General features: G+C 63.1%; 10 protein-coding genes. 3 read left to right on the forward strand and 7 right to left on the reverse strand.

Annotated features, from left to right (window positions below):
* The 4 genes from FWD29_02450 to FWD29_02465 all read right to left on the reverse strand — a co-directional run.
* The coding region (locus FWD29_02450) for a 3-deoxy-7-phosphoheptulonate synthase (protein MCL2802807.1) at positions 1-586 on the reverse strand (586 nt) is incomplete at its 3' end.
* Between the two features lie 108 nt (positions 587-694).
* Positions 695-4,000: a L,D-transpeptidase family protein gene (locus tag FWD29_02455; protein ID MCL2802808.1), complete on the reverse strand. Its 3,306-nt coding sequence runs from the start codon at positions 3,998-4,000 to the stop codon at positions 695-697.
* A gap of 58 nt (positions 4,001-4,058) precedes the next feature.
* Positions 4,059-5,261, reverse strand: a complete 1,203-nt coding sequence (locus FWD29_02460) for a pyrophosphate--fructose-6-phosphate 1-phosphotransferase (GenBank protein MCL2802809.1) — start codon at positions 5,259-5,261, stop codon at positions 4,059-4,061.
* Positions 5,262-5,263: 2 nt separating this feature from the next.
* Complete coding sequence (locus tag FWD29_02465) at positions 5,264-6,091, reverse strand: 1-acyl-sn-glycerol-3-phosphate acyltransferase (protein MCL2802810.1); 828 nt, start codon at positions 6,089-6,091, stop codon at positions 5,264-5,266.
* A 54-nt stretch (positions 6,092-6,145) separates the two neighbouring features.
* On the opposite strand from FWD29_02465, the gene FWD29_02470 reads away from it, so the two are divergent.
* From FWD29_02470 to FWD29_02480, 3 genes are all read left to right on the forward strand, one after another.
* Complete coding sequence (locus FWD29_02470) at positions 6,146-6,622, forward strand: hypothetical protein (GenBank protein MCL2802811.1); 477 nt, start codon at positions 6,146-6,148, stop codon at positions 6,620-6,622.
* Between the two features lie 222 nt (positions 6,623-6,844).
* Positions 6,845-7,129, forward strand: coding sequence for a type II toxin-antitoxin system prevent-host-death family antitoxin (locus FWD29_02475; protein ID MCL2802812.1), 285 nt, complete (start codon positions 6,845-6,847; stop codon positions 7,127-7,129).
* Positions 7,126-7,560: a type II toxin-antitoxin system VapC family toxin gene (locus FWD29_02480; GenBank protein ID MCL2802813.1), complete on the forward strand. Its 435-nt coding sequence runs from the start codon at positions 7,126-7,128 to the stop codon at positions 7,558-7,560. Before FWD29_02475 ends, FWD29_02480 begins: the two co-directional genes overlap by 4 nt.
* Positions 7,561-7,750: 190 nt before the next feature.
* Here the strand turns inward: FWD29_02480 and leuA are convergent, their stop codons facing one another.
* The 3 genes from leuA to FWD29_02495 form a co-directional block, all read right to left on the reverse strand.
* Positions 7,751-9,481 (reverse strand): 2-isopropylmalate synthase, encoded by a 1,731-nt coding sequence (leuA, locus tag FWD29_02485; GenBank protein MCL2802814.1) that lies wholly within the window; start codon positions 9,479-9,481, stop codon positions 7,751-7,753.
* Between the two features lie 200 nt (positions 9,482-9,681).
* Positions 9,682-11,055, reverse strand: coding sequence for a PhoPQ-activated pathogenicity-related family protein (locus FWD29_02490; GenBank protein ID MCL2802815.1), 1,374 nt, complete (start codon positions 11,053-11,055; stop codon positions 9,682-9,684).
* A gap of 132 nt (positions 11,056-11,187) precedes the next feature.
* Positions 11,188-11,700: a hypothetical protein gene (locus tag FWD29_02495; protein ID MCL2802816.1), complete on the reverse strand. Its 513-nt coding sequence runs from the start codon at positions 11,698-11,700 to the stop codon at positions 11,188-11,190.
* Between the last annotated feature and the right edge of the window lie 18 nt (positions 11,701-11,718).

Below are 11,718 nucleotides of genomic sequence, written 5' to 3' on the forward strand. Positions count from 1 at the left end.
GGTTGTCTGTGAACCCACGGTTCCATTCCTGGACCCGACGCAAATCGGCAAAACCACCCTTGGTGAAAGCCCGGGCCAAGTTCAGGGCCGAGGCTGAATGGTGGTAGGCCTCAACCATGCGCCAGGGGTCGGGGCGGCGGTCCGCCTCGGTGAAAGCGTAAGCGTTGACGGCATCGCCCCGATAGGCCGGCAAGGTGACGCCGTCACGGGTCTCTGTGTCAGCAGAACGCGGTTTGGCGTATTGCCCGGCTATCCGGCCAAGTTTGACCACGGGCAGCGAACCGCCGTAAGTCAACACCACTGCCATCTGCAAAATGGTTCGGATCTTTTTCGAGATCCTGTCTGCTTGACCCTCGGTGAAGTTCTCAGCGCAGTCGCCGCCTTGCAGCACAAAAGCATCCCCAACTTGGGCTTTGGCTAGTCGCTCGGTCAGCTCGTCGGCCTCGCCGGCGAAGACCAAGGGCGGCTGGGCCGCCAGGGCCGCGGTGGCAGCCGTCAGCTCGTCTTCGCTGGGCCAATGCGGTTGCTGGCTGGCCGGGAAGCGCTGATAGGAGTCCAAGTCAGCGGGCGAGGTGTGTAGATCCATCGCCGGCAAGCTTAGCCGCCCTGGCCCTGCCTTGCCGCCGCCAGGTGTTTCACTGGCGACCTCACAGCGCCCTCCAGGCGGTCAGACCCCAGACCAAGCAGGCGCGGCTCAGTGGTGGACCTCCACTTTGGTGCCAACTGGGGCAAAGTCAAACATCTCTCTGGCCGCCCAGGTCTGCATATTGACGCAGCCGTGCGAGACCTCCATGCCCCAGCCGTTCGGCTCGTTCCACGGGGCTGAATGGAAAGCCACTCCCCCGCTGAAATACGACACCCAGTTGGTGGGCGCCTCATAAGGATCAGAGGGCGGCCCCCTCATGATCTGGAATTCGTACTTCATGTAGACGTAGAAAGTACCGGAAGGGGTTCCGTGGCCAATGGAGCTGCGACCGGTCGAGATGATGTATGAGTTGATCGGAGTGGTGCCACGGTAGGTCGTAGCCCTAAAGGTCGACAGGTTGACATCGACCCAAGGGGAACCATCTGGAACGTCGAAGTCACTAGGCGCCTCTTGACGTTCCTCGACGTAACCATCTTCTTCGAGCTCAACCGGTATTGTGATCGACTCCGAAGTGTCCAGCGCCGCCACAGTCTGGGCCGCCAGAGCGTCGGTCCCAGAGACGATGTAACCATTCAGGCCCCATTGGCTAACGCCTATGTCCTCGCCGTTATCCGGCCGCGTGACCGTGATTTGCGGCCGGGACGGCTTGCCAATGGTTTGGTCGAGCATTTCCGGTAGGTCTCGCTCGACCGCCGCCTGGTCAAAGCCGACATTCAGCTCGCGGCCATCTTCACTGGGGGTGATCTCCATCCATTCGGCAATAGTGGACGGGGGCACGGTGAAGCTGGGCACGGCGGCGTCCCAGGACTCTGAGGTAAACGTGATGGCCAGAGCCATGTCAGCGTTGGCCGTTTCAGCCGCCTTGGCGGCCGCTTGATCGCTGATCATGGGCGGGGCGTCAATCAACTCGATCCGGTGGGCGCCGTTGGCCTGGCCGGTCAGCGCCACCTTGAAAGCCTCAACGACTGGCTCAACTTTGACGCCAAGTCCAATTTTGCCGGCCACAACCTCAAAGGCTGTGCCGTCTTCGGTTAGTTCAACGGCGGCGTTGACCGCTTCGTCTTCAGCTGGGACAAACTCAGCGTCGAGGAAGTCGCGTAAGACCACCTGGTTGACCGTCGCCACCAGCGCGACCGGTTTCTCGCTCCACGGGTTGATGGCGAACCAGGGCGCCAGGGCTTTGCCCGCCCTCATCACATTCGACACGGTTTGAGCTTGGTCGAACTTGACGCCCATTTGTTTGGCGGAGCCGGTGACCTTTTTCTTTCCGTCGGTGAACTCCATTTGGAAGTTGTTTTCCAGTCTGTCCACCAGGTTGGTGACCTCGCCCTTGGACTTGCCGACCACGCTCAGGCCGGCCAAGGTGACGCCCGGGTTAGCCCTGGTTTCGAAGAAGCGGATGGCCCCGTAGGCGCCGCCAACAGTGGCCAGGACCAGCACAATGACCAGGGTTAGGGCAATCTTCCTCCCGCGGCGGCGCTTGGGCTTTTTGGCCCTCTTCTTGGCTCGCCGGGTTTCTTTGGCAGCCTTCTTGCCCGATGCCGGTTGTTCCTTGGCCAGGTCAGCCCTAGTTGGGTGGGTGGTTGGCTCGGACGCTGCCACAGGCTTTGCCTCCGGCGGCAGTATCGCTGTGGCCGGGCCGGCCGTGTCAAGGCCGGCCACTGGTGTTGACGGTGCGGCCGGCTCAGTCTCTATGGCCGCTGGTTCAGCCTTGACCTCTTCGGCCACGGCTTCTGCGGCGGTGGGCTCAGCCACCTCGACATCGGGTATCGCCTGGAGAACCTCTGTCTTGGCCCCGCCGTCGTCTGGTTCGGTTGGCCCGGCCTTGGCTGGCTCGTCGACGCCTGCGGCAGCCACCGGCGCGATGACCTCGGTCTGTGGCTCATCAGTCTCGGTCGTGGCCTCGTCGACTGGCTTGGGCGCAACAAGCTCGCCTTTGGCTCTGGCCTCGTCAGCCACTGGTTCGGCTGCTTCGGGTCCAGTTGCCTCAAGCTCACCAGTCGCTAGCCCAGTGTCAGCGCCGGTTGGCTCAACCTCGGTGTCGGTTTCCGAACTGGGCGCATCGCCATCAGTTGCCTCGTGTTCGCCTGCCGCTGCGTCGGTGTCGCCGCCGGTTGGCTCAACCTCGGTGTCGGTGCCGGTTGGCTCAACCTCGGTGTCGCCGTCAGTGGGTTCAACCTCGGTGTCGGTTTCCGAACTGGGTGCGTCGCCATCAGTTGCCTCAGGCTCACCAGTCGCTAGCCCAGTGTCAGCGCCGGTTGGCTCAACCGCGGTGTCGGTGCCAGCGGGCTCAACCTCGGTGTCGGTTTCCGAACTGGGTGCTTCGCCATCAGTTGCCTCGGGTTCGACTGCCGCTGCCTCGGTGTCGGCGTCAGTGGGTTCAACCTCGGTTTCGGTTTCCGAGCTGGGCGCTTCGCCATCAGTTGCCTCAGGCTCACCTGCCGCTGCCTCGGTGTCGCCGCCAGCGGGTTCAACCTCGGTTTCGGTTTCCAAACTGGGTGCATCGCCATCAGTTGCCTCAGGCTCACCTGCCGCTGCCTCGGTGTCGCCGCCAGCGGGTTCAACCTCGGTTTCGGTTTCCAAACTGGGTGCATCGCCATCAGTTGCCTCAGGCTCGCCTGCCGCTGCCTCGGTGTCGGTGCCGGTTGGCTCAACCTCGGTGGCGGTTTCCGAACTGGGTGCATCGTCACCAGTTGCCTCAGGTTCACCAGTCGCTAGCCCAGTGTCAGCGCCGGTTGGCTCAACCTCGGTGGCGGTTTCCGAACTGGGTGCATCGCCGCCAGTTTGCTCAGGTTCGGCTGCCGCAACCTCGGTACCGGTTTCCGAACTGGGTGCATCGCCGCCAGTTGCCTCAGGTTCACCAGTCGCTGCCTCGGTGTCGCCGTCAGTTGGCTCAACCTCGGTATCGGATTCCGAACTGGGCGCATCGTCACCAGTTGCCTCAGGTTCATCAGTCGCTGCCTCGGTGTCGGTGCCGGTTGGCCCAACCTCGGTATCGGTTTCCGAACTGGGCGCTTCGCCGCCAGTTGCCTCGGGCTCGTCAGGCCTGTCCTTGGGTTCAGCTGACAACTCGGTCTGCATGACGACCTCGGCCATGGCGGCCTCGGCGGTTAGCTCATGCTCGGGCAGTTCCTGATCTGCCGCCTGGCTAGCCTGGGGACTCGCCTCCGGTGGCAACTGGCCAGCCGAAGCGCCTAAGCTCGCGGGGGTTGCGGCATCGGGCACGTTACTGGCCGCCTGATCCTGGGCCGGCGCGGTCGCGGCTGGATCGGCAGGCTGAACCGGCCCTTCCGGGCCGGTCCTTTCCTGGGGCTGATCCTCCGGGCCAGCCTTGTCCATGCCAAACTCCCGCACTACATGGCGCCTCTAGGGACCTGGCGACGCCCGCCAGATCCCTAGAGACAACGATTGACTAGTGTGGCTGCCCAATCGCCTCGAGGAGGTCTTGGAACCACGGCTTCGTCGTATCAAAGGCCTTGCCGCCCTTGATGCGTCCGAACGCTATGCAGCTTAGCTTGTCGCCGCCTTCTTCGTCATGGCCTATGACGCCGCTAGTCCCCTCAATTGCACAATCGACAGCCAAATCCGTCATTAGCTTAATCAGGTTGCGGTCGCGTTCATTCGACTTGGCCGAGCGGCTGAAGTAGCCGGACTTCTGGACCATGGTCTTCTCAGCGCCAATCCGCTCGGCAAACTCCCGCGCATACCAGCTGCCGGGGTTGATCATGTCCAGCTTGACGTGGCCAAACGGATCGCGTACTACCTCTTGGCCAGAGACTTCCATCTCCCTGACAATGGTCTCAACGCCGGCGCCTTCAGACAGGAAAATGTTGACGTTGCCAATACGATCCATGATCTGCTTCAAGCGGCGCGATTCAGCGTCAAGATCGACTTCCATTTCGGGGATGTAGACACCGTGGATGTCCCAGCGTTCCTTCGTCAATCCGAGCGCCGGATTCCAGTCTTGCTCGCCTAACCAGCGACGATACTCGGCCGCTGCGGCGCCTGTTAGCCAACCGCAGCCCCGGCCCATGACCTCATGGACAATCAGCATGCGCGGGTTGGAGCGGTGCTCACCAATGATGTTCTGCGCGAATAGCGAAGATTGTTCCGCGGCGGTAAAAGCCCCCAAAGACTGCTTGATCGGGATGACATCGTTGTCGATGGTCTTGGGCAGGCCCACCACGACCATTTCGTAGTCGTGCTGGTGCAGGTATTCGGCCAAGTCAGCGGCGGTGGTGTTAGTGTCATCGCCGCCAATGGTGTGCAGCACGTCGACGTGGTCGGTCCTAAGGCGCTCCGCGGCCGCCGCCAACGGGTCCTGGCCTTCCGCCACCAGCCCGCGGCGTTGCAGGTCAGCGGCGTTGGTCAGTTTGACGCGGGAATTACCGATGGGGCTGCCGCCAAAGTTGTACAGGGTCTCGACCTTGGCCTTGGCCTCGTCTCCCAGGGTGTAGGAATTGCCGGTCAGCAATCCGTGATAGCCGTATTCGTAAACCAGGATCTCGACCTCGGGTGCTACCTCGGTGTAGCGCTCCACGAGCCCAGCAACGGCGCTTGAGAGACACGGCGCGAAGCCGCCGGCAGTCAATAGTGCTACTCGTTTGATTGTCATTATCACTCCTGCTCGGGACCGGCCGCGCCGGCCTTGGGGTTTGGGTCTTCGCTGGCGGGCGGCGTGTCAGGCGGCTCTGGCGCTTCAAGGCCTGCCGGACGCGGCCGTCCACCGGGCGCGATTGGCATTGATTCGGCTTCTGGCGCCGGCGCCCCGGCGGCCAGACGTGCCTTCATGGTAGCGGCATATACGTCGATGTACTCCTGGCCGGACAGTTCCATTAGGGCGTACATGATTTCGTCGGTGACTGATCGCAAGACAAAGCGGTCGTCTTCCCGCCCGGCGTAGCGCGAAAAGTCCAGCGGTTGGCCAATAACCAGCCCAATTCTGACCCGTTTGGGGATCCGCTTGCCCACCGGCTGAGCCAAGTTAGTGCCAATCATGGCGACCGGGATAACCGGCGCCCCTGATTCAATGGCCAAGCGGGCAACACCGGTTTTTCCCCGGTATAAGCGCCCGTCAGGGCTGCGTGTGCCCTCCGGGTAGATACCGAATAGGTGCCCGCTCTGAAGCACCTGTAGCCCTTGGTTGAGCGAAGCCAAGGCCGCCTTGCCGCCGGAACGGTCGACCGGGATCATGCCCAATCCACGCATGAAACCGGCTACCAGCCGCCCCTTGACACCCTTGCCGGTGAAGTAGTCCGCCTTGGCAATGAAATAGACACGCCTGGGAACCAGGATTGGCAAGAAAAACGAATCGATGACAGCTAGGTGGTTACCGGCCAGAATGGCTGGACCTTTGGAAGGAATGTGTTCAGTGCCGCGTGACCAGGGATGGTAGACCGCCCGCATGAAGGGGGCTACCACTGCCTTGACCAGCCAGTAGAACACACCGCCTCCCCTCGGTTCGACTTTGAACGTCTAGACCACTCTAGAGTGAAACCTGTGAGCGAGCGCAATTTGGACGGCCCTGAGTCCTTCGAGCAGCGTTGGCGCGAGCTGGCCGAAGAACTAGCCAGGGATCTCCCAACTGACCTGACCCAAAGCGCTCAAGAGCGCACCATCCACCATGCCATGCCAGTCGAGTTAGGGCCTGAGGTTTTGTCCGATGACGAAGCGGGCTTTCCTCCTGAACCCACCTTGGCAGGGCCGCGGGATTGGGAAGCTCCAGAGGTAGAAGAGCATTTCGAGCCGCCCGAGGCCCCGCCGGTGCTGGGCGGCGACCCTGGGCTGACCCTGGGCTGGATTGCTCTAGTGGGCGGGGTGCTGACGGCGGTGGTCTGGACCATTGTCCGCCCGGCCCTTGATCCAATCGTGGCCTGGATGGGCCTGGCCGCCGCCGTGGGCGGCGGCGCCTTCCTGATTTGGCGCATGCCTCACCGCCGCGACCCGGAGGACGACGACACCGGCGCCCAAGTCTGACCAGCCCCTGACCAGCGCCGGTCCGCCCCTCAGTGCGCGAGGTTGAGCCCTCGCATAAACCAGTCCCTGACCAGCCCCGGTCCACCCCTCAGTTCGCGAGGTCGAGCTTCCGCACAAACCAGCCCCTGACCAGCACCAACACATGCGAAGTCGAGCTTCCGCATCATTCCGTAGGGGCGGGGACAACAGTAGCCTGTGCAGAGCACGGTGTACACTTATTGCATGCCTACTGTTGTAACAAACCAACCCGCCTCGACCGTTGGCCTGCGACAACTGAGGGCCAAGCTGTCTGACTACATTGAGGACGTCAAGGCCGGGCGTACCTACACGTTGACTGAGCACGGCAAGCCCGTGGCTTGCCTAGTCCCCGTTGCCGGACAGTCCGCCTACGAGCGCCTGCTGGCCCAAGGCCTGATTGAGCCTGCCCCGCGGCAGCCCACCGGCCTGGCCGCCCCGGTGGCGGCGGCGGGCACAGTCTCCGACTTGGTGAGACAACAGCGCCGGTGATTGGCTATTTTGACACCTCAGCCGTGGTGCCGTTGGTCATAGCCGAACCCTCCAGCCCGCCATGCGCGCAGACCTGGCAGGCCTGCGACGTGCGAATCTCCTCGATCCTGCTCGTGGCCGAGGCACACGCTGCTCTAGCCCAGGCGCTGCGACTGGGGCGACTGACGGGACAACAGCACAGCCAAGCACTCGAGCTGTTAGAGACCAGACTTGAAGAACTAGACCTCGTCATGCCTGATCGCAGCATAGCCAACCGCGCCGGTTCCCTCGCCCTGGAGCACGCTCTGCGCGGCTATGACGCCATCCACGCAGCCACCGCCCTGGCGCTTCAAGCCGACCATCTGGTGGCAGTTGCGGGCGACCAGGACCTGTTAGCTGCCTGGCGGGTCATGGGCCTTAACGTCATCGACGTGGCCGGCGCCCAAGTCTGAACCCAGCCCCTGACCAGCACCGGTCCGCCCCTCAATTCGCGAGGTCGAGCTTCCGCATAAACTAGTCCCTGACCAACCCCTGACCAGCTCCTTTACAGCGAGACCGAGCTTTGGCACGAGCTTATGCCAGGCCTCGACCTCGCCGGTGAAGGTGCCGGCCTGGGTGGGATCGGCCCCCTGGACCCCGGCCCTAGCGCAGGGCGCGGTTGACGGCGCTGATCAAGGCCTTGAACGAGGCGCTGGTGATTGACGGGTCAATACCAACGCCCCACAAGGTTTGGCCCTCGACCTCGCATTCGAGGTAGGCCGCGGCCGAGGCGTCGCCTCCGGTCGACAAGGCGTGCTCGGAGTAGTCCAAGACCGCCACATCGATACCGGTGGCATCGCGCCAGGCGCGCACAAAAGCGTCGATTGGGCCGTTACCGACGCCTTGAAGGCTCAGGCGAGTCCCGGCATCGGACACCTCGGTGCGCACCTGGGTTTCCCCCGCCTGGGCCGAAAGCTGCTTTAGGCCGGTGAAGGCGAACCGGCCCCACGGCTCAAGCCCGTTGGCCTGGTCGGCCGGCAGGAACTCGTCCTCGAAGGCGTGCCACAACTCATCAGCGGTCATCTCTTGGCCGGTGGCGTCAGTCTGGGCCTGGATCACACGCGAGAACTCGACTTGCAGCCGGCGTGGCAGGTCCAAATGTCCGGCCGATTTGACCAAGTAGGCCACACCGCCTTTGCCACTTTGCGAATTGACGCGGATAACGGCCTCGTAGGTCCGGCCCACATCACGTGGGTCAACCGGCAAATAGGGCACCTCCCAAGGCATTTCGATCTCATCGACGCCGGCAGCGACGGCTTTGGCCTCGCGGGCTTCAAGTCCTTTCTTGATGGCGTCTTGGTGTGAGCCGGAAAAGGCCGTGAAGACTAGGTCGCCGCCATAAGGCGCCCTCGGGTCAACCTCCATGCGGCTGCACTGCTCAACTGTGCGCCGGATGTGGTCAATGTCGCGGAAGTCGATACCCGGGTCGATCCCCTGGGTGTAAAGATTCATGCCAAGGGTCACCAGGTCAACATTGCCGGTACGTTCGCCTTGGCCAAAAAGGCAGCCTTCGACCCGATCAGCGCCAGCCATAATGGCCAGTTCGGCGCTGGCCACAGCGGTGCCGCGGTCATTGTGGGGGTGAACCGACAAGGCGATATGCTCGCGCCGGCTCAGCTGGCGGCCCATCCATTCGATCTGATCTGCATAGACGTTGGGGGTGGCCCGTTCGACCGTGGCCGGCAGGTTCAAAATGATTTCCCGGCCGGGCCCCACCTGCCAGGTGTCCATAACCGCCTCGCAAACCTCTAAGGCAAAGTCGAGTTCGGTGTCGATGAAGATCTCCGGGCTGTACTGGTAGCCAAAAACCACATCGTCATCGAGGTATTTGGCGCCGTAGTCGATCACATCGCGGGTGCCGCTGACGGCCATCTCCCTGGTAGCGGCCTTGTCGGCCCGAAAAACCACCTGGCGAAACAGCGGCGCGGTGGCGTTATACAAATGCACCGTTGCCCGTGGCAGCCCAACTATGGATTGGATAGTCCGGTCGATCAAATCGGTCCGGGCCTGGGTTAGCACCGAACAAGTCACGTCCGGTGGCACGGCGTCATCAGCCACCAGCGAGCGCACAAAGTCGAAGTCGGTCTGCGAGGCGCTGGGGAAACCGACCTCGATCTCCTTGTAGCCCATTTGGGCCAACAGGTCGAACATTTTGCGCTTGCGGGCCGGGTCCATCGGTTCAATCAGAGCCTGATTGCCGTCCCGCAGATCGGTCGAAAGCCAGCGCGGCGCCTTGGTGATAGAGCGGCTGGGCCACTGGCGGTCAGGCAGGTCGATTGTGGCAAAGGGCTTGTATTTGTGCACAGGCATTTCTGTTTTGGTTTTGGCATTCATGTGCTGCCGCTTTCTGCTGAGTTGGTCTGATGTGAGGATGCATGACCGGGCAGAACAACCACCGCGGCGGGGAACCGGTCCGTTTAGGCCCCGTCGCGGCTGGGCAGAAGCAGGCTAAAACTGCGCATAGTGCCGCCTACCCTACTACGCCAACCGCTGAGGTCGCATCTGACCATGCCTTTGACCGGTCTCGCCCTGGCCTAGCTCAGGTCGATGGGGCCGGCTTCGTCTAGCCTGGCTTGGCGCAGGCGTCCCAGCCCACCCCAGTAGCCCAACAGTGCCAGCACTAGGGCCCCGCCGGCCAGCCCCGCGCCTAGGCGACCGCCGTCGCGGCGAGCCCGGCGGACCGCCATCGTCCCTGCTAGGGCTGTCAAAAGGCCGCTGGCTTGGACCGCGCGGTAGCCCAGTTTGACGGCCCAAGGAACCTGGCGATAGTTGGCCGCCAGTTGGACCACCATGATCAAATAGCCGACGTAGCCGGCGAAGCTGGCCAGTGTGCCCAGGCGGAACGCAGTGAAGATTCGGCGCCGGCCGGGTGTGCCTTCGCCCCTGGCGAAGCTGGTCCCAATCGCGGCCAGAGCCGTTGCCGCCGCGCCCCCGCTCCACAACACGGCCGGCGCCTTGGGCACCTGGTCTACCCAGAACGGCTGGTCTGGTGGCGAACCGGCAATCTGTGGGCCGATGCCGGCGCGAAGGTTTTCTTGGCAAAGCGCCTGAATCCAGGTGGCCAGGTCCAAGAAGAAGTCCGGCAGCAGTCGTTGGTCCCGCCCTTGCCTCAGCCCGTGGTTGGCTTGGCCGTAGTAGCGCACTGTGACTGGCCCGGGGGCCTGGTCTAGGACCAGCTGCGCGGCTTGATCTATTGGCATCGAAAGATCGGCCGTACCGAAGGCCATGAATACCGGCATGGTCAGGTCTTGGCGGTATTCGGTAACGTCAAAGTCGCCGTAGCCCATTGTGCCTGGCGGCATTGTTGCGCCTACGAATCGCACAGCCGCATCAAGCAAGGGGGCCGGCGCGCCCACCGACATCAGGTAGGTCGAGGCGGCGTAGAAGGCCTGCTGGCGAGGCGTCACTTCCGGTGAGGAAACCAGCACCATCAGGCCGGCCTCGCGGTCGAGCCGGGCGGAGACCTCGGCCGTCCAAGCGCCTTCTGATTCACCGTAGTAGCCAGTGAATGATTCCATGGCCCAAGGTTGGCGCCTGGCCCACTGGGCCAGGTCAACGTACTGTCTGGCCATGTGCTGGTAGTCGCGGTTGAAGGTGGAGTACTTCTGAAGATTCTTATCCGGCGTGAGACAGACGACTCCCATGGCCGCCAGGATCAGGCTGTGTTCTCTGTAGGCGGTGTGGTTGCCGGTGCCGGCGCCGTGATGGAAAACCAAAACCGGAAACCGGCCTTTTGCCCCAGGCCGGGTGACGGCCACGATGGTCGCAACTCCGTCCAGGTCAAGGCGCGCCAGTTCTTCAATCGCTTCGTGTTTGGGCAGTTCAGGACCGCCTTCGATGGCTGTCTCCGGCCGTTGTGGCACCGTGCGACCGGGCATGGGCCGCACCCGCCACTTCGGTAGTGCCACGCCCAAATCCTATGGCCTGGCCGCGGCTCGGCCCAGCAGGTCAGGGCGCCGCGGCCTCGCCCCCCCCGTGCCCGGACATGTGGCGTGAACACCAGCACTGGCAACCCGTTTACGGCATCGTTGCCGGGTTCTTCAGCACTGATCGTCGTGGAGCTCGTGCCAAAGCGTTCTGGGCGTCACCACCGGGTATCGGTCTGCCAGGGCCAACAGGCTGGTTGACGAGGTCACGATGCGCCTGGCTGCGCCTTCAAGATGGAGGCTGACCAGCATGGCGTCCCATGGGGTTCTTGTTTGAGGGTCGAAAACCGGCCCTGGCTCAACTGCAGTGGTGAAAAGTCGCAGCAGCCCGGAAAGCATCTCCGGGCTTGGCCCGGCTAGCCGCCTGCCGCAAATGCGCCCTACGACCCATTCGATTTCGCTCAACTGAGCCAAACCAGTAATCCAGTTGAGCGCCCCTTTCCGCCAGGCTTCTATCAAGTATCCGGGGTAGCTGGCCGGATAGGCCAGCCCAGCCAACGCCACCGGCGTATCCAGCACCACCTTGATGCCGGCGCTCGGAATTGGCGACGGCAAATCGAAGTGCCCCATGCGCCCAAGTATTACCGCCCGTCCCGCCTTGATCTCGTTTTTCCCGGCACTGCCCACTCACCGGACACCACCTCC

The sequence above is a fragment of the Micrococcales bacterium genome, from assembly GCA_009784895.1.
Taxonomy (GTDB): Bacteria; Actinomycetota; Actinomycetes; order Actinomycetales; family WQXJ01; genus WQXJ01.